This is a genomic window from Synechococcus sp. MU1651 (assembly GCF_023630635.1).
Classification (GTDB): Bacteria; Cyanobacteriota; Cyanobacteriia; order PCC-6307; family Cyanobiaceae; genus Parasynechococcus.
Genome location: NZ_JAKUHJ010000005.1, coordinates 56820 through 72929 on the forward strand (window position 1 = coordinate 56820; position 16110 = coordinate 72929).

21 protein-coding genes and 1 tRNA gene are annotated in these 16110 nt (G+C 61.7%); 13 read left to right on the forward strand and 9 right to left on the reverse strand.

What is annotated here, in order from left to right; genetic code table 11:
- The first annotated feature begins 37 nt into the window (after positions 1 to 37).
- The 4 genes from NCN05_RS06325 (at position 38) to NCN05_RS06340 (ending at position 2781) form a co-directional block, all read left to right on the forward strand.
- A tRNA-Val gene (locus NCN05_RS06325) sits at positions 38 to 109 on the forward strand.
- Between the two features lie 42 nt (positions 110 to 151).
- Positions 152 to 1537 (forward strand): UDP-N-acetylmuramoyl-L-alanine--D-glutamate ligase, encoded by a 1386-nt coding sequence (gene murD, locus NCN05_RS06330; protein ID WP_250397438.1) that lies wholly within the window; start codon positions 152 to 154, stop codon positions 1535 to 1537.
- A gap of 85 nt (positions 1538 to 1622) precedes the next feature.
- Positions 1623 to 2069, forward strand: a complete 447-nt coding sequence (locus NCN05_RS06335) for an EVE domain-containing protein (protein ID WP_250397439.1) — start codon at positions 1623 to 1625, stop codon at positions 2067 to 2069.
- Entirely contained in the window at positions 2053 to 2781 is a 729-nt protein-coding gene (locus NCN05_RS06340; RefSeq protein WP_250397440.1) for a hypothetical protein, read from the forward strand. Before NCN05_RS06335 ends, NCN05_RS06340 begins: the two co-directional genes overlap by 17 nt.
- Here NCN05_RS06340 and NCN05_RS06345 read toward each other — a convergent pair.
- The 4 genes from NCN05_RS06345 to NCN05_RS06360 form a co-directional block, all read right to left on the reverse strand.
- On the reverse strand, positions 2733 to 2978 hold the full coding sequence (locus NCN05_RS06345) for a DUF2811 domain-containing protein (protein ID WP_250397441.1): 246 nt from the start codon (positions 2976 to 2978) through the stop codon (positions 2733 to 2735). The genes NCN05_RS06340 and NCN05_RS06345 overlap by 49 nt on opposite strands.
- Before the next feature lie 312 nt (positions 2979 to 3290).
- On the reverse strand, positions 3291 to 3662 hold the full coding sequence (locus tag NCN05_RS06350) for a DUF1818 family protein (RefSeq protein ID WP_250397442.1): 372 nt from the start codon (positions 3660 to 3662) through the stop codon (positions 3291 to 3293).
- 10 nt (positions 3663 to 3672) lie between these two features.
- Entirely contained in the window at positions 3673 to 3900 is a 228-nt protein-coding gene (locus NCN05_RS06355; RefSeq protein WP_025362489.1) for a DNA-directed RNA polymerase subunit omega, read from the reverse strand.
- A gap of 42 nt (positions 3901 to 3942) precedes the next feature.
- Complete coding sequence (locus tag NCN05_RS06360) at positions 3943 to 4227, reverse strand: hypothetical protein (RefSeq protein WP_114989486.1); 285 nt, start codon at positions 4225 to 4227, stop codon at positions 3943 to 3945.
- A 62-nt stretch (positions 4228 to 4289) separates the two neighbouring features.
- On the opposite strand from NCN05_RS06360, the gene NCN05_RS06365 reads away from it, so the two are divergent.
- The 3 genes from NCN05_RS06365 (at position 4290) to NCN05_RS06375 (ending at position 7036) form a co-directional block, all read left to right on the forward strand.
- Positions 4290 to 5864, forward strand: a complete 1575-nt coding sequence (locus tag NCN05_RS06365; protein WP_250397443.1) for an Hsp70 family protein — start codon at positions 4290 to 4292, stop codon at positions 5862 to 5864.
- A 74-nt stretch (positions 5865 to 5938) separates the two neighbouring features.
- Positions 5939 to 6784 carry a hypothetical protein gene (locus tag NCN05_RS06370; protein ID WP_250397444.1) on the forward strand — a complete coding sequence of 282 codons (846 nt, stop codon included), beginning with the start codon at positions 5939 to 5941 and terminating at the stop codon, positions 6782 to 6784.
- 30 nt (positions 6785 to 6814) lie between these two features.
- Complete coding sequence (locus NCN05_RS06375) at positions 6815 to 7036, forward strand: ferredoxin-thioredoxin reductase variable chain (protein WP_250397480.1); 222 nt, start codon at positions 6815 to 6817, stop codon at positions 7034 to 7036.
- On the opposite strand, the gene pyrR is transcribed toward NCN05_RS06375, so the two are convergent.
- Positions 7020 to 7571 (reverse strand): bifunctional pyr operon transcriptional regulator/uracil phosphoribosyltransferase PyrR, encoded by a 552-nt coding sequence (gene pyrR / locus NCN05_RS06380; protein ID WP_250397481.1) that lies wholly within the window; start codon positions 7569 to 7571, stop codon positions 7020 to 7022. The two genes, NCN05_RS06375 and pyrR, sit on opposite strands and share 17 nt — an antisense overlap.
- Positions 7572 to 7678: 107 nt before the next feature.
- On the opposite strand from pyrR, the gene gpmI reads away from it, so the two are divergent.
- Genes gpmI through NCN05_RS06395 form a run of 3 tightly spaced genes read left to right on the forward strand, consistent with a single transcriptional unit; the run spans position 7679 to position 9764 of the window.
- Positions 7679 to 9316, forward strand: coding sequence for a 2,3-bisphosphoglycerate-independent phosphoglycerate mutase (gpmI, locus tag NCN05_RS06385; protein ID WP_250397445.1), 1638 nt, complete (start codon positions 7679 to 7681; stop codon positions 9314 to 9316).
- Positions 9316 to 9546 carry a preprotein translocase subunit SecG gene (secG, locus tag NCN05_RS06390; protein WP_006849683.1) on the forward strand — a complete coding sequence of 77 codons (231 nt, stop codon included), beginning with the start codon at positions 9316 to 9318 and terminating at the stop codon, positions 9544 to 9546. Before gpmI ends, secG begins: the two co-directional genes overlap by 1 nt.
- Complete coding sequence (locus NCN05_RS06395) at positions 9489 to 9764, forward strand: hypothetical protein (RefSeq protein ID WP_250397446.1); 276 nt, start codon at positions 9489 to 9491, stop codon at positions 9762 to 9764. The genes secG and NCN05_RS06395 overlap by 58 nt, the downstream gene beginning before the upstream one ends.
- 59 nt (positions 9765 to 9823) lie before the next feature.
- Here NCN05_RS06395 and NCN05_RS06400 read toward each other — a convergent pair whose 3' ends face one another.
- The 3 genes from NCN05_RS06400 to groES all read right to left on the reverse strand — a co-directional run bounded on the left by NCN05_RS06400 (position 9824) and on the right by groES (position 12422).
- Positions 9824 to 10177, reverse strand: coding sequence for a hypothetical protein (locus NCN05_RS06400; protein WP_250397447.1), 354 nt, complete (start codon positions 10175 to 10177; stop codon positions 9824 to 9826).
- A 221-nt stretch (positions 10178 to 10398) separates the two neighbouring features.
- Positions 10399 to 12033, reverse strand: a complete 1635-nt coding sequence (gene groL / locus NCN05_RS06405; RefSeq protein WP_006851861.1) for a chaperonin GroEL — start codon at positions 12031 to 12033, stop codon at positions 10399 to 10401.
- Positions 12034 to 12110: 77 nt separating this feature from the next.
- Entirely contained in the window at positions 12111 to 12422 is a 312-nt protein-coding gene (gene groES / locus NCN05_RS06410; RefSeq protein ID WP_006850452.1) for a co-chaperone GroES, read from the reverse strand.
- 224 nt (positions 12423 to 12646) lie between these two features.
- Here groES and atpD point away from each other — a divergent pair, with 224 nt between their 5' ends.
- Positions 12647 to 14110, forward strand: a complete 1464-nt coding sequence (gene atpD / locus NCN05_RS06415) for a F0F1 ATP synthase subunit beta (protein WP_115010090.1) — start codon at positions 12647 to 12649, stop codon at positions 14108 to 14110.
- A 74-nt stretch (positions 14111 to 14184) separates the two neighbouring features.
- A complete protein-coding gene (gene atpC / locus NCN05_RS06420) occupies positions 14185 to 14595 on the forward strand; it encodes an ATP synthase F1 subunit epsilon (protein ID WP_250397448.1) in 411 nt (136 codons plus the stop codon).
- Positions 14596 to 14764: 169 nt separating this feature from the next.
- Here the strand turns inward: atpC and NCN05_RS06425 are convergent, their stop codons facing one another.
- On the reverse strand, positions 14765 to 15280 hold the full coding sequence (locus tag NCN05_RS06425; protein WP_250397449.1) for a 30S ribosomal protein PSRP-3: 516 nt from the start codon (positions 15278 to 15280) through the stop codon (positions 14765 to 14767).
- On the opposite strand from NCN05_RS06425, the gene NCN05_RS06430 reads away from it, so the two are divergent.
- Positions 15279 to 16106 carry a TIGR01548 family HAD-type hydrolase gene (locus NCN05_RS06430; RefSeq protein WP_502988805.1) on the forward strand — a complete coding sequence of 276 codons (828 nt, stop codon included), beginning with the start codon at positions 15279 to 15281 and terminating at the stop codon, positions 16104 to 16106. The two genes, NCN05_RS06425 and NCN05_RS06430, sit on opposite strands and share 2 nt — an antisense overlap.
- Positions 16107 to 16110: the final 4 nt, after the last annotated feature.

Genomic DNA, 16110 nt, shown 5'->3' on the forward strand with positions numbered 1-16110 from the left:
GTCGATGAAATCACGAGATTTCAAAACGATCGATGTCGGGCGATTAGCTCAGGGGTAGAGCACTACATTGACATTGTAGGAGTCACTGGTTCAAATCCAGTATCGCCCACTTTCCCTGTTGGGACTGCGTTTTCGAACTTCAGACCTCGCGATGACACGCACGATTGTCGTTGGCTTGGGTCGCTCAGGTTTGGGGGCTTCGCGTCTACTCAAGCAGCAGAATCGCGATGTTGTTGTGTTCGAACGGGGCGATAACGAAGCCCTCCAACACACCTCGAAAACCCTCGCCGAAGAGGGCATTCAGGTGGTGCTGGGGCAGCCCCTGACCCTGGAGAGCTTTGACGCCTGGCGCGACAACCTGGACGCTGTGGTGATCGGCCCCGGCATCCCCTGGGATCATCCAACCCTGGTTGAGCTGCGATCCGAGGGCATCCAGGTGCGCGGCGAGATCGATCTGGCCTGGGATGCCCTTCAACAGATCCCCTGGATCGGCATCACAGGAACCAACGGCAAAACCACGGTCACCCATCTGCTCAGCCACGTGTTGGAGGCCTCAGGCCTCACGGCACCGATGGGAGGAAACATGGGCCTCTCCGCCGCTGAACTGGCCTGCCAGATCGGCTCAGGGGCCACACCGCGGCCGGATTGGCTCGTGATGGAACTGAGCAGCTACCAGATTGAGGCGGCGCCCGCCGTAGCCCCCAAGATCGGCATCTGGACCACGCTGACCCCAGACCATCTCGAGCGCCACGGCAGCCTGGAGGCCTACCGGGCCATCAAACGCGGGCTGCTCGAACGCTCGGCGTGCGCCCTGTTCAATGCCGATGATCCAGACCTGCGCCAGCAACGCAGCAGCTGGGACCGCGGCACCTGGGTGAGCAGTGAGGGCGCGCATCCGGACAACCAGCCCGCCGACCTCTGGATTGATGACGAGGGCATGGTGCGCAACACCACCACCCGCTTGTTTGCGGCTGATGCCCTGGCGATGCCGGGCTGCCACAACCGCCAAAACCTGTTGCTGGTGACCGCTGCCGCCCTCGAGGTCGGCCTCTCCCCCCAGCAAATCGCCGACGCCTTGCGCACATTTCCGGGCGTACCGCACCGGCTTGAGCAGCTGGGCACGTTGGCAGGAGCCAGCGTGTTCAACGACAGCAAAGCCACCAATTACGACGCAGCCGAGGTTGGCTTGCGGGCCGTGCAGGGGCCCGTCGTGGTGCTGGCCGGGGGGCAGACCAAACAGGGCGATGCCAGTGGCTGGCTCGAGCAGCTGCGCACCAAGGCCTGCAGCCTGATCCTGTTCGGTGCGGGGGCCGATGAGCTGGCCAGCCTGGCCAAAACGGCTGGATACCCCGGCGAACTGCTGCAGTGCCCGGAGCTCGAGAGCGCTGTAAACCTGGCTGAAACGGCCGTACAGCGGCATCAAGCCTCATCGCTGCTGCTGTCACCGGCCTGCGCCAGCTTTGATCAATACAGGGATTTCGAGGCCAGAGGAGACCACTTCCGCACCCTGATCACCCCCCTGCTGGACGTCGCCTGAGACCAAACGAACGCAATGGGATGCATCTGGGCCTAACGGTCCGATGATGGTGTGAAACAAGCCTTGCGACGTGGCCTTCTGGTTGATGAAAAGCGAACCCGACGCCTACGGGATCGATGATCTGCGGCGCGAGGGCACCACGCTGTGGGACGGCATTCGCAACTACCAGGCCCGCAATTTCATGCGCAGCATGAAGGTGGGAGACCAAGCATTTTTTTATCACTCCAATTGCAAGCCCCCCGGGATCATCGGGCTGATGGAAGTGATGGAGACCGGCCTGGTGGACCCGACGCAATTTGATCCCACGGCCAAGTACTACGACCCCAAATCAAGCCCCGAGAAACCACGCTGGGACTGCGCACGCCTGCGATTCCTCGGCGAATTCGACGCCCTGCTCAGCCTCGACCAGCTGCGGGAGCTCTACAGCGAAGAGCAGCTGCCCGTGATCAAACGCGGCAACAGGCTCTCGATCCTTCCGGTCCCCACCGATACCGCCAACGACCTCCTTTCACGGCTTGGCCAGCTCCACTGAAATCCCACTGGTCACGCTGCTGCCACGGGCCTGGATCGGCTTCAGCCGGGGGCCCTGGCGCTGTGTTGGCTTGGCGGCGCTGGTGTTGATCAGTGCCAGCGGCCCTGCAGTGATCGGCCACGACCTGCGCCTGGCGGGATCCCCATGGCTCAATCGGCTAGGGGACCTCTCAGTGTTGATCAGCCTGGTGCTTCCTCTGCTGCCTCTCCTGGGCCTGCTGCAACTGACGGATGGCCTGCTCCCAGACCGACGCGACGACCGCCCCCAACAGAGCTGGAGACAGCTGCTGCGCCAGGCCTTCACCCTGGTGTTGCTTGAGCTGGTGCTGGTGCTGGGGGGCGTCGGATTGATTCAGTCGTTGAGCTGGGCGCTCGGACGCTGGAGCACTGCCTTGGCAGGTCTGAGCGTGCTGCTGGGGGGAGTGGTGCTGCTGAGCTGGCTGTTCAGCCAGACCCTGGCCCTGCCCCTGCTCGTGCACGAGCGCTGCCGAGCGCTTCAGGCGATGGACCACAGCCGACAGCTGGTGCACCGCAATGGGCTCAAGGTGCTGGCGCTGCTGGGGATGCTGATCGGCCTCAATCTTCTGGGGCTGATCGGGGCCACCCTGGGGCTGCTGCTCAGCCTCCCCTTCAGCGCCCTGGTGCTGATGGCCTGCTGCCGGCCTCAGACCCCATTGATCAGCGATTCCCGGCGGAACATGTTTCCGACGTAAACCCGGGTGATCTCCCGCGATGCCTGGCCGTTCTGCACCAGGAAGCCGGCAAGCGCCGCCTGAACCAAACGGTACTGATCCCAGTTCGGATGTCCTTCGATGAACTGGGTCATGGCCTGCTGGAGGGGCTGCGGCACTTCCGATTGGAAACTCACAACACTGGTCTCAGCCGCGGCTTGCTCAAGGCCTTCCAGCATCTTTTCTCTTCGAAACGAACACTAGTTCTCCACACCACGGCGCCGCCGTCAAGAACCCCCAACACGGGGCCATTCTCACGAATCTCCAAGCGAGATCCCTGCCAGAAAGCCACTCCTGCACTGGTCGAAGCGCCGGCCTAGACGGAACTGCGCAGCCCGCCGCCATCGTCAAGCAAAAACAATGACAAACGGGGGATTTCCACAGAAACCCGCCAGGGCGGCGTTAACGGCCCATGGCCTGTGGAAAAACTGTGCAGAGCGACAGGGAAAGGGCGGGGAAATCAATGACTCAAAAACGATTAGCTGGATTAATCAATGCTGCGATTCCCACAACGTTCTCAAGGCCGCTACGGCCGCCGCCGCCGCTGGGGCCGGCCACTCCCCCTGCGCCGCACGTCCCTCCAACGGGGTGAGCAGGATGCGCAACTCCCATTGGCTGCGATCACCGCTCAAGCATCCCCACCACACGCCACGATCCAGCTCCAGCTCGATCGATTCCTCGGGCATCAGTTGGTCAACCAGACCCCTGTGCTGCTGCTCCAGGGTTGCCACAAGATCCACCAGATCACGCCACTCCGGCTCGGTCAACTCAAACGCCCAGCGCTCTCCCCCCACAAGAACGCAAAATTCCCCGCGGGAGGGGTCGTGCGACACCCGCCATCCGTCCCCCTCCTGCTGAATCACAGCCGATGGATCAACCAGGCAGCAGATCGGGCTGGTCTTGCTCGTCGCTCAATTCCACGATGGCCCGCTGCACAGGCTTGACGCTGGACTCCTCCAGCAGACCGTCGAAGTCGTCGAAGCGGCGCTGCTTGGCCCGGAAGGCGATCCGCACCGTCGTCAGATAGCGGTTACTTGATTGACGAATCAAGCTTTCGCCACGCTTGGCGAGATCCTTGGAATCCACTCCGGCCGAAAGCACAGGCTTCTTTATCAAACAAGTTCAGATTAATTGGTGACCGTCTCAGGCCAGCTGATCGGTGTGAAAGGGCACGTGCATGGGGTAAGCCCGCTGACGGGAGCCTGGAACCCGCAACACGATCTGGCGCCCCATCCCCAAAGCCGCCAGGGGCAAGCGCAGATCAGCGACCAAACCACTCAATTCCTCGAGATGCGCATCATCGATGCACTCGATGCGGATGCTGCCCCAGCTGCGACGCATGCGACAGCTCCGCAGCGGCTCCAGCCTCTCCTGCAGTTCAGGATCTTCCCGGTAGAAGGAGAAGATCAGCTGTTGCAATCGATCCATCGCCGCCAGTCCCCCTAGTCTCATCCTGACTTCACCGTGCCCAGAGCACGGTCAGAGATCGCGTGGGCGAAGAAAAGCTTCAGCATTCAGACCAACGGGGCGGAACACTCGCCATCGATTTGGGCAGCACCACCACGGTGGTGGCCTATCAGGGACCGACCTCCACAAGGGCCGATCTGCTGAACCTGCCCGCCATCTGCAGCCGGGCCGGTGAAATTCCCAGCCTGGTGTGGGAGGCATCCCAATGCCCCCTGATTGGTCGGCAAGTGCTCGAGTCAGGCCTCAATGACTCCGTTGACAGCCGTCTGCATCGCGACTTCAAAGGCCGCATCGGTCAAGCGGATGCCCCAGAGCAGGACGCAGCCCGCTGGGCTGGAGAACAGCTGCTTCAACAGATCTGGAGCCGGCTCCCCAGCAATCTCCCGGTGGAGCGGCTGGTGCTGACCGCCCCGGTGGAGTGCTATCGGGCGTATCGCAGCTGGTTGCTGCAGGCCTGCACCACGCTGCCGGTGGCCGAGATCGCCCTGGTGGATGAACCCACAGCAGCCGCCATGGGTGCAGGGCTTCCCGCTGGTTCCACTCTGCTGGTGGTGGACCTGGGCGGAAGCACGCTGGATCTGGCCCTGGTGGCTCTGGAAGGAGGGGAAGGTCGTGCCGCACCGATCGCCCAATTGCTGCGGCTGGGGGGGCGCAGCCTCGGGGACAACAGCCGCCAGATGCTGCGCACAGCAAAGGTTCTGGGCAAGGCGGGGCTGCGCCTGGGGGGCCGTGACATCGATCGCTGGATTGTGGACCGCTGTTGCCCGGATCAACCCGCCAGCACCCCCCTGCTCAATGCTGCCGAACGGCTCAAATGCAGACTGAGCGACACCGCCTTGGCCGAACGCGAGCCCCTGATGGAATTGGCGGTGGATGAGCAGGAGCATGAGCTCCGCCTGTCGCGCAGCGAACTCAACGCGCTTCTGCTGGAGCGCGGCTTCGGAGACGCCCTCGAACAACTGCTGGAGAGCTGTCTCGCCGGCGGTCGCCGCAACAACTGCAGCCTTGAAGATCTGGAGGGCGTGGTGGCCGTCGGCGGCGGTGCCCAGCTGCCCCTCCTGCGCCAGTGGCTCTCCGAGCACACGGCGCCAGCGCCCTTGCTCACCCCGCCACCGGTGGAGGCCGTGGCCCTGGGTGCGCTTCAACTCACGCCAGGGGTTGCCATTCGGGATGTGCTGCAACACGGTGTTTCCCTGCGTTTCTGGGATCAGCGCAGCAACAGCCACCGCTGGCACCCCCTCTTCGTGGCCGGTCAACCCTGGCCGAGCCCCGCCCCCCTGGAGCTGGTGCTGGCCGCCAGCCGCACCGGTCAGCGCAACTTGGAGCTGGTGCTGGGGGAGCCCATCCCCCAGGGGAGCCACAGCGTGGTCTTCATCAATGGTTTGCCGACCCTGCAGGAGCAGACCGCCGGGGAGGTCTCCCATCAGCCTTGGCCCGGCATCGAGCTGGTGCTGCCTCTGGATCCCGCCGGAGAGCAGGGCAAAGACTGCCTGAGGCTGCGCTGGAGCATTGATCAAGAAGCGCAGCTTCAGCTGGAGATCAACGATCTGCGTTCAGGTCGGACGTGGTCCCAGCCAACGCTGGGGGCTGTCCGATAAGACGTCCGTCCACAGGCCCTTGGAACGGGAGCCGTCACTCCATAAAACAGAACCAAAGTTCAGCTCCACCCTTCGTGGCGGCACCGCGTCAACTGCTGCTTCGGCTCTGGGGTGTTGGAACCCTGGGATTGGTGCTGGCGATTGCGACAGGTGCCTATTGGTGGGAACAACAACTGCCGAAGCGGCTGCAGACCGCCCTCGCTGCCAACGACTACGAGGCCTGCATCCGCACCAGTGAGCAACTCGCCTCCCTGCGCTGGTTGGGGGAGGGCGCACCGGAGGAGCAGGCCCTCTGCCGCCAGAAGCACGCCGAACATCTCTGGGACCAAGGCGATTCGATCGCTGCCCTCACGCTGCAGAAACAATTGGTCGCATCGGGCCATGGCGACCTTGCCCTCCATCGCAAGACCCTCGAACGCTGGCGCCAGGCTCTGATGGATCAGGCGATTGCTCTGTTTCGTGAGGGAGACCTGCAGCAGGCACTCGCGTTGCTGGATCCCCTCAAAGGCAGCGCGCGCAGCTCCATCAGCCAACTCAGTGCAACGCTGATGGAGATCTGGAACCGCAACCAATTGGAACAGCGTCGGCTGGTTCAACTGGTGGAGCAAGAACGCTGGTGGGAGGCCTTGGACAGCCTCAACAAACTCGACCATCCCTGGTGGCAGCAGCGGGCAAGTGCCACCCGTCAAGAGGTGGAGAGTGCCATTCAGGCCCTCGATGAGGCTCAGCAACACCAACAGCACCCAGCGGTGCGTGCCGACGTCATCAGCGGTGATCGGCTGGATGCCGCCGTCGAGGATCAGTTGCTCCAAGGTCTGGACCCCTGGACGGCCTTTTCGATGGGCTGCAGCGACCTTGGCGGTCGCGTCGAAGAGGACGGACCGGAAAGTTTCTGTCGACGCTCGTCCCCGAGCCCGTGACAAGATGAGCCCGTGGATGACTCAGGTGCAATGCAGGCGGGCGACAGGGTGACGGTGGAGGCATCCGTCGTTGTGTTCAACCATCCCGAACACCGGGGCCAGGCCTTTGACATGAAAGGGCAGACCGGAGAGGTGGCGAACGTTCTCAATGATTGGAAGGGTCGGGTGATCAGCCCAACGCTTCCTGTGATCGTTGCCTTCGGCCGCTATAAAGCCCATTTCCGCCCCGACGAACTCAAGCCTGCCGGCTGAGTCGGCTGAGGAACACCCCCTCCTCACCATCAACATCCTTGAGGCGGAGCTCGATGGTTTCGCTGCGTCGGGTCGGCACAACACGACCACAGAAATCAGGCTGAATCGGAAGCTCCCGATGGCCTCGATCCACCATGGCCAGCAACATCACCCGCTGCGGCCGCCCCCAGCTCTGCATGGCCTCCAGGGCGGCACGCACCGTCCGCCCCGTGAAGATCACATCGTCCACCAGAATCACCTGGCGGTCCTCAATGCTGGTGGGGAGAGTCGTGAGCTGGGGCAGACGGGTGCCGATTCGCTCCAGATCATCGCGATGGAACGTGGGATCAATGGCCCCCTGGGAGATGGCGTGGCCTGTCAACCGCTCCAATTCCCGCGCCAAAACCCTGGACAACTGAACACCGCGGGTGGGGATCCCCAACAGCATCAACCGACGGCTGTCTTCGGCGCTCTCCAACACCTGCGACGCCAAACGCGACAGCGTTAGACCAAGCTCACGCTCCGAGAGAATTTCGATCCGTTCAGGGTCGGCCATGGAGGATTGAGCGCTGCGGGGTGTGGGAATTGGCTGAAACTGCAGCTTGAGGGCTGGCGTGGCGTTAAGTTGATTCTGCAAGAGTCCTTAAGAACCGTCGGTCGCGGGTGAACGTGGGGAAAAGCACTACCAACGGTTCAGGACGCTCCGGGACAGTGGCACCGGTCGTTCTCGCCATTCTTGATGGCTGGGGTTACAGGAACGCAAGCGAGCACAACGCGATTCATCAAGGCGGCACTCCTGTGATGGATGCCCTTTGGCATGCCTATCCACACACCTTGATTGAGGCCAGTGGCTCCCATGTGGGCCTCCCCGATCAACAGATGGGTAACTCTGAGGTGGGCCACCTCACCATCGGAGCCGGCCGCATCATTCGCCAGGAGTTGGTGCGGATCAGCGACACGGTGCGCAGCAACCAACTGGGCGACACGCAGGCACTCAAGGAATTGGCAGAGCGCACCCAAGGGCGAGGCGGCACCTTGCACCTGCTCGGCCTCTGCTCCGATGGGGGCGTCCACAGCCACGTGGACCATCTCTGTGGACTGATCCAGTGGGCAGCGGACAGCGGCATCTCTGATGTCGCCGTGCATGCCATCACCGATGGTCGCGACACACCGACCCAGAGCGCACCGGGATACATCAGCCAGGTGGAAGCGGCCCTGAGCCAAAGCGGCGTTGGCCAGCTCGCCAGCCTCTGTGGCCGGTACTGGGCCATGGACCGGGACCAGCGCTGGGAGCGGATCGAAAAGGCTTACAACCTCTACACCGATCCCCACATCGCCGTCGACAGCCGGACGGCAGAGCAGGTGCTGGCGGAGAGCTATGCCGAGGACATCACCGATGAATTCCTCGAACCGGTGCGACTTCAGAACAGCATCATCAAAGACGGTGACAGCGTTCTGGTGTTCAACTTCCGACCCGATCGCGCCCGCCAGATCGTGCAAGCGCTCTGCCTCCCCGATTTCGAGGGCTTCGAGCGCAGCCACACGCCGAAATTGGATGTGGTCACCTTCACCCAGGTGGAACAAGACCTTCCCGTTCAAGTGGCCTTCCCCCCCGAGCCGCTCGACCAACTGTTGGGGCAGGTGGTGGCAGACGCCGGGCTGAAGCAGTACCGCACCGCTGAAACGGAGAAGTACCCCCACGTCACGTACTTCATGAACGGTGGCATCGAACAGCCACTGGCGGGAGAAGACCGTCACTTGGTGCCATCGCCGAGGGTCGCCACCTACGACCTCTCACCGGCGATGTCGGCCGAGCAACTCACCGACAGCTGTATTTCTGCCATTGAGAAGGCGGACTATTCGCTGATTGTGATCAACTACGCCAACCCCGATATGGTGGGGCACACCGGTGTGATGGAGGCCGCCAAGGAAGCCATCCAAACCGTGGATGCCTGCATTGGCCGGTTGTTGGATGCGGTGGGACGCCAAGGCGGAACCATGCTGATCACGGCTGATCACGGCAATGCCGAATTGATGAAGGGTCCGGATGGCCAAGCCTGGACAGCCCACACCACCAATCCTGTGCCTGCGATCCTGATCGAAGGAGAACGGCGCAAACTGCCTGGCCATGGCAACGCCATCACACTGCGCGATAACGGGGGGCTGGCCGATATCGCTCCGACGTTGCTGCAAATTCTTGACCTTCCGCAACCGGCTGCCATGACTGGCCAAAGCCTGATTGCCCCCATGTCCAACATGGACCCCACCCCCAAGACCGCTCGCCTTCCTCTTTCCGTTTGATGCTCACCTCAATTTTGTCCTGGAGCTGGATCGGCACCGGCCTTCTGTTGATCGTCTTGGTGCTGCTGCATAGCCCCAAAGGTGATGGCATGGGTGGCTTGGCGGCAAGCGGCAGCTCCATGTTCAGCAGCGCCAGCAGCGCCGAAGCAACGTTGAACCGTCTGACATGGACATGCCTGGCGTTGTTTTTGTCCTTGGCTGTGATCCTGAGTGCTGGCTGGTTGAACTAAACCAACCCGCTCACAAACTCAATTTCCAGCACACATATTTTGAAGACAGCTTCAAGCTGATTGTTGGAATGCTGTTCATCAACTTGCCGCTCTGTTCCGATCAATTTTGCGACCAGAAGTTACACAAGAAAGCACATAGAGCACGAATCAAGAAAACTGATGCACAACTTAGGCGGTATTACAAGATCAACAAACCAAGAATTCTTCAAGCAGCCTGAATTTATGAGAGCCCTAGCGGCCTTGAACTTAAGCCGTGAGACTTCAGATTCCAGAAACATTACTCAGGGCTTTGCAACCCTGATTTCAGAAAAGCAATTTCCTTGTAGACCCGATCAAGCTCGTACAACGTTTTTGTTTCCTTCTTTTCAAGGATTTCAACCCGCTTCAACAGATCCTCCAACAACTTGTTTTGCAAAGATTCAACCTGAACTTGCCTTTTTTGCACGCCTTGTGAGGGAGCAGAAGCCGTGCTGGCCGGGGAAAGAATGCCTCCATCCGTTTCGACGTACAACAAGGCAAGACGCTCCAACACCTTGGAGTAGGCCTTGTCTTGTTGTCGGCAAAGGGCTTTGAAACGCTGCAGCGTCTCTGGAGCGAACTGGGCGGCGAAAGCTCCGGGGCGCTGGGGCATTTGTCCCGACACATCGATACACAGCAAGACGTTAGCCGGCACCTCTCCGCACCTCATATGCTTCATGGCCGGCAACCAACGCCGGGCCCCAGGCACCACACGTCTTGTAAAAACTAGTTCTTACAAGACAGCATCCGAACATAAAAAAGAGGCCCCGCAGGACCTCTTGGCATGACTTGAGTTCGGGTGATCGGGTGGTCTCCCGACCACCCGAAGGTCGATCAGTAGTCGAAGTCGCCGCCGCCCATGCCGCCGCCGGCAGGAGCTGCTTCCTTCTTCTCAGGCAGATCAGCCACTATGCACTCGGTGGTGAGCACCATGCCAGCGATGGATGCGGCATTTTGCAGACCGGAGCGGGTCACCTTGGCGGGATCGACGATGCCGGCAGCCAGCATGTCGACGTACTCGCCGGAGGCAGCGTTGAAGCCTTCGGCACCAGCGCGAGCCTTGACGTTCTCAGCCACAACAGCGCCGTTGGCACCTGCGTTTTCAGCGATGCGCATCAGCGGAGCGGTAAGAGCAGCAGCCACGATGTTGGCGCCGATCAGTTCCTCGCCGGACAGGCTGGAGGCTGCCCACTGCTCCAGGGCCGGAGCCAGGTGAGCCAGGGTGGTGCCACCGCCAGGAACGATGCCTTCCTCAACAGCCGCCTTGGTGGCGTTGATGGCGTCCTCGAGACGGAGTTTCTTGTCCTTCATCTCGGTTTCGGTGGCCGCACCCACCTTCACCACAGCCACGCCACCGGCCAGCTTGGCCAGGCGTTCCTGCAGCTTCTCCTTGTCGTAGGTGGAGTCGGTCTCGTCCATCTGCTTCTTGATCTGTTCGCAGCGGGCGCCGACAGCCGCCTCGTTGCCCTCGGCAACGATGGTGGTGGTGTCCTTGTTGATGGTGATGCGACGGGCGGTGCCCAGCATCTCGAGCTTGGCGTTCTCCAGCTTGAGACCGGCATCTTCGGTGATCAGCTGACCATTGGTCAGCACAGCCATGTCTTCCAACATGGCCTTGCGGCGATCACCAAAACCAGGAGCCTTCACAGCGGCCACGTTCAGCACACCGCGCAGACGGTTCACCACCAGAGTGGCGAGGGCTTCCTTCTCGATGTCCTCAGCAATGATCAGCAGAGGCTTGCCGGTGCGGGCGATTTGCTCCAGCACGGGCACCAGATCCTGCACCAGACCGATCTTCTTGTCGGTGAGAAGGATGTAAGGCTCGTCGAGGACGGCTTCCATCCGCTCGGTGTCGGTGGCGAAATAAGGGGAGATGTAGCCCTTATCGAAACGCATGCCCTCGGTGACCTCGAGTTCGGTCTCCATGGACTTGCCCTCTTCGAGGGAAATCACACCTTCCTTGCCAACCTTGTCCATGGCATCGGCAATCATCTTGCCGACTTCTTCATCGTTGCCGGCGGAGATGGTGCCGACCTGAGCGATGGCATTGCTGTCAGCGATGGGCTTGGCCATTTCCTTGATCTTGCTGACCAGGAAATCGGAAGCCTTGTCGATGCCCTTCTTCAGGGTGATGGCGTTGGCACCGGCAGCCACGTTGCGCAGACCCGCCTTGACCATGGCGTGGGCCAGAACGGTGGCGGTGGTGGTGCCGTCACCTGCGGCGTCGTTGGTTTTGGAGGCGGCCTGACGGATCAGAGCAACACCGGTGTTCTCGATGTGGTCTTCGAGCTCGATCTCCTTGGCGATGGTGACGCCGTCATTGATGATCTGGGGCGCACCGAACTTCTTCTCGAGCACCACGTTGCGGCCCTTGGGACCCAGGGTCACGGCAACGGCTTCGCAGAGAATGTCGATGCCTTTTTCGAGAGCGCGACGGGCGTTCTCGTTGTAGATGATGCGCTTTGCCATGGAAGGCGGTTCCTAATGAAGAGGATGGTTAAGGGAGGCTGAGTTGAGACTCAAGCCGCAATGCAGCGGGGCTGATCTCAGTTGACGACAGCCAGGATGTCCTTCTCGGACAGCAGCACGTATTCATCGCTGCCGAGCTTGATGTCGGTGCCGGCGTACTTGCTGTAGAGGACCTTGTCGCCCACACCAACTTCGGGAGCCTGACGGCTGCCGTCGTCGTTGCGCTTGCCGGGGCCCACCTGAACCACCTCACCCACCTGGGGCTTTTCTTTGGCGGTGTCAGGCAGAAGGATGCCGCCGGCAGTCTTCTCTTCGGATTCAGAGACCTTGACGAACACGCGGTCGCCGAGGGGTTTAACGGTCGAGACGCTGAGAGAAACAGCAGCCATGGGTACTTGCAGGAGCAGGGACAGGGCGCAATGCGCCACGCATCGACGCGAGTTGGCACTCGATGCCGATGAGTGCCAACGTATGCAAGCGACCACCCCCCGGGCCATACCCCAAGCTGTGCGGGTGACCGAACCGGAGGGGGGTGCAACCACAGCGGTGGTATGGTTGCGCCGCTCTGAATGGGTCCGAGCGCGCAGCGCCTGTTCCCGCAACTCTCCTTCCTATGGTCGCTTCTGCTCCTGCATCTGCTGGCACCAAGGGTGTGATCCGTCAGGTGATCGGCCCGGTTCTGGACGTGGAATTTCCCGCCGGGAAACTGCCCAAGATCTATAACGCCCTGCGCATCGAGGGGAAAAACCCCGCAGGTGACGACGTCGCCCTGACCGCTGAGGTTCAACAGCTTCTGGGTGATCACCGGGTTCGTGCCGTTGCCATGAGTGGCACCGACGGTTTGGTGCGCGGCATGGAAGCCGTTGACACCGGTGCACCGATCTCCGTGCCCGTGGGTGAAGGCACCCTCGGCCGCATCTTCAACGTGCTGGGCGAGCCCGTCGACGAGCAGGGCCCCGTCAACACCACGGCCACCGCTCCCATCCACCGGGATGCACCCAACATCACCGAGCTTGAGACCAAGCCCAAGGTGTTCGAGACCGGCATCAAGGTGATCGACCTCCTGGCTCCCTATCGCCAGGGCGGCAAGGTCGGCCTGTTCGGCGGCGCCGGCGTGGGCAAGACCGTGCTGATCCAGGAGCTGATCAACAACATCGCCAAGGAGCACGGCGGTGTGTCTGTGTTCGGTGGTGTGGGTGAGCGCACCCGTGAGGGCAACGACCTCTACGAGGAATTCAAGGAATCCGGCGTGATCAACGCCGACGACCTGTCCAAGTCGAAGGTGGCCCTCTGCTACGGCCAGATGAACGAGCCCCCCGGCGCCCGGATGCGCGTGGGCCTCTCCGCTCTGACCATGGCTGAGCACTTCCGCGACGTGAACAAGCAGGACGTGCTGCTGTTCGTGGACAACATCTTCCGCTTCGTGCAGGCCGGCTCCGAGGTTTCCGCACTGCTGGGTCGCATGCCTTCCGCTGTGGGATACCAGCCCACCCTGGGCACCGACGTGGGTGCCCTGCAGGAGCGTGTTGCATCCACCGTTGAAGGTTCGATCACCTCGATCCAGGCCGTTTACGTGCCTGCTGACGACCTGACCGACCCCGCACCGGCCACCACCTTTGCCCACCTCGACGCCACCACGGTGCTGAACCGTGCCCTGGCTTCCAAGGGCATCTACCCCGCTGTGGATCCTCTGGATTCCACCAGCACCATGCTCCAGCCAGCTGTGGTGGGTGACGAGCACTACCGCACCGCCCGCGCCGTGCAGTCCACCCTGCAGCGCTACAAAGAACTGCAGGACATCATCGCGATTCTGGGTCTCGACGAACTGTCGGAAGACGACCGTCGCACCGTGGACCGTGCCCGCAAGGTGGAGAAGTTCCTCTCCCAGCCTTTCTTCGTGGCTGAAATCTTCACCGGCATGCCCGGCAAGTACGTGAAGCTGGAGGAGACCATCGCTGGTTTCAACCAGATCCTTTCCGGTGAGCTGGACAGCCTCCCCGAAGCCGCCTTCTACCTGGTGGGCAACATCGAGGAAGTGAAAGCCAAGGCCGAGAAGATCGCCGCCGAAACCAAGTGATCCCCGCGGGGGTGTGATTCACACCCCCGATCACGTGTTTCTCGACAGTCCGTTCTCTTTTCGAACCAAGGTTCATGTCCCTCACCCTCCGCGTGCTGGCAACAGACCAGAACGTCTTTGATGGCAGCGCCGACGAGGTGATCCTGCCCAGTACCACCGGTCAACTCGGCATCCTGCCCGGCCACATCTCCCTGCTCACCGCAATCGACATCGGTGTGCTGCGGGTGCGTGCCAACGGTGCCTGGAACTCCATCGCTCTGATGGGTGGTTTTGCCGAAGTGGATGCTGATGAAGTCACCGTTCTGGTGAACAAGGCCGAACTGGGCAGCTCCATCGATGCCGCTGCCGCCGAAGCCGCTTTCCAGAAGGCCTCCACCGTGGTGGCTGGCATGGAAGGCCAACCTGCTTCACCGGCAAAACTCAAGGCGCAGCAACAGCTGAATGAAGCCCGCGCTCGCCTTCAGGCCAGCAAAACCGCCGACTGATTCATCCCCCTGTTTCAAGGATGACGTCGCAAAAGGCCAGGGGTTATCGCCCCTGGCCTTTTTCGTGGTGTCGTTTGTCCGTTCGTCATCCCAACACCAGCCAAGCCACGGGGATTCATAAAAAAACCTGCCCGAAGGCAGGTTTGCATCATCAACTTGAAAAGCGGAATCAGGCGGTACCGCAGAAGGTGACGTCGGGGAACTTGGCCTTGGCCTCGTCGAGGCTCTTGCCTTTGCCCTCTTCCTGCCAGTAGTTGATCACCTCAGTGGCTTGGTTGAGCACTTCAACCCGCTCGTTGTCGGTGATCCAGCTCTTGCCTTCCAGTTCGGTCTTCAGGCTTTCCCAGGCATCCTCACGGGGCCAGAAAAAGTAGGAGGTGAGGGGGCTGGGGCCACCGCCAACGATCTGATCAACCGCAAGGGCCACGTTGTCGGGAAGCCAGAGGATCTTCAGCAGGAACCGGCCCTCATCGGCCTTGGGGGTGTAACCGGAAGGAACACCATCAGCATCGATGGTGGCCGTGGCCAGAGCCGCGGCGGCGCCCTTCAGCACAGGCCGGCCTTCGGCTTCGCTGGCTGCAGGCTTTTCAGTGGTTTCAGCTGCCTGGGTGGCGCCTTCAGCCGCGGCGGCGGACGGAGTCGCGACCTCCTGGTCGGTAGGGGCAGCGCCTTCGGTGACCGTCATGGTGTCAGCGCTCAAGACAGAAATACAAACAACTAACCTACCAGCCGCTCACCCACTGGACGTTCTGGGATCCTCAAGCATCCTGCTGTTCGACATCGATGGTGTGATCCGCGATGTCGCGGGCAGCTATCGACGGGCCCTTCAATGCACTGTGCAGCACTACTGCGGTTGGCAGCCCAGTGCTGATGTCATCGATGCGTTGAAGGCTGAGGGTGCCTGGAACAACGACTGGGAAGCCAGCCTTGAACTGCTGCGCCGCCATGGCGCTGAGCTGCCGGATCGCGCCGCGCTGATCGATGTGTTCAGCGGTTTCTACTTCGGCGGAGATCCGGACGGAGACCCCAGCCAATGGACGGGCTTCATCGGTGATGAGCCTCTTCTGGTGGACGCCAGCTTTTTCGCCACGCTGTCGAAGCGCAAGTTGCGCTGGGGATTTGTGAGTGGAGCGGAACCACCCTCAGCCCGCTTCGTGCTTCAGCAGCGCCTGGGGCTCCAGGACCCGCCCCTGATCGCGATGGGAGATGCCCCCGACAAACCGGACCCCACAGGCTTGATCCGCCTGGCCAAAGCACTGGGGGCCAGTGCCGAGGGAGTTCAGGTGGCCTATCTCGGCGACACCGTGGCCGATGTGCACACCGTGATCCAGGCCCGGGAACGCTGGCCGGAACAACCATTCGTAAGCCTGGCGGTGGCACCGCCTCACCTGCAAACCCCAGAGCAGGCTGCAGCGCGCGACATCTATGAGCAACGGCTGCGGGAGGCGGGCGCCGATCAAGTGCTGACGACCACTGAAGCGGTCTTGCAGTGGGAAGGAGCTGCGGGATAAGGGC

Coding starts and splice junctions, on each gene's coding strand:
- NCN05_RS06425 (WP_250397449.1), bottom strand. CDS start 15,280: ATGACGGTCACCGAAGGCGCTGCCCCTACCGACCAGGAGGTCGCGACT.
- NCN05_RS06345 (WP_250397441.1), bottom strand. CDS start 2,978: ATGCTGGAAGGCCTTGAGCAAGCCGCGGCTGAGACCAGTGTTGTGAGT.
- NCN05_RS06400 (WP_250397447.1), bottom strand. CDS start 10,177: ATGCCCCAGCGCCCCGGAGCTTTCGCCGCCCAGTTCGCTCCAGAGACG.
- NCN05_RS06360 (WP_114989486.1), bottom strand. CDS start 4,227: ATGGATCGATTGCAACAGCTGATCTTCTCCTTCTACCGGGAAGATCCT.
- NCN05_RS06395 (WP_250397446.1), top strand. CDS start 9,489: ATGCCTGGCGTTGTTTTTGTCCTTGGCTGTGATCCTGAGTGCTGGCTG.
- NCN05_RS06335 (WP_250397439.1), top strand. CDS start 1,623: ATGAAAAGCGAACCCGACGCCTACGGGATCGATGATCTGCGGCGCGAG.
- NCN05_RS06375 (WP_250397480.1), top strand. CDS start 6,815: ATGCAGGCGGGCGACAGGGTGACGGTGGAGGCATCCGTCGTTGTGTTC.
- NCN05_RS06430 (WP_502988805.1), top strand. CDS start 15,279: ATGGTGTCAGCGCTCAAGACAGAAATACAAACAACTAACCTACCAGCC.
- groL (WP_006851861.1), bottom strand. CDS start 12,033: ATGGCAAAGCGCATCATCTACAACGAGAACGCCCGTCGCGCTCTCGAA.
- secG (WP_006849683.1), top strand. CDS start 9,316: ATGCTCACCTCAATTTTGTCCTGGAGCTGGATCGGCACCGGCCTTCTG.
- murD (WP_250397438.1), top strand. CDS start 152: ATGACACGCACGATTGTCGTTGGCTTGGGTCGCTCAGGTTTGGGGGCT.
- groES (WP_006850452.1), bottom strand. CDS start 12,422: ATGGCTGCTGTTTCTCTCAGCGTCTCGACCGTTAAACCCCTCGGCGAC.
- atpD (WP_115010090.1), top strand. CDS start 12,647: ATGGTCGCTTCTGCTCCTGCATCTGCTGGCACCAAGGGTGTGATCCGT.
- atpC (WP_250397448.1), top strand. CDS start 14,185: ATGTCCCTCACCCTCCGCGTGCTGGCAACAGACCAGAACGTCTTTGAT.
- pyrR (WP_250397481.1), bottom strand. CDS start 7,571: ATGGCCGACCCTGAACGGATCGAAATTCTCTCGGAGCGTGAGCTTGGT.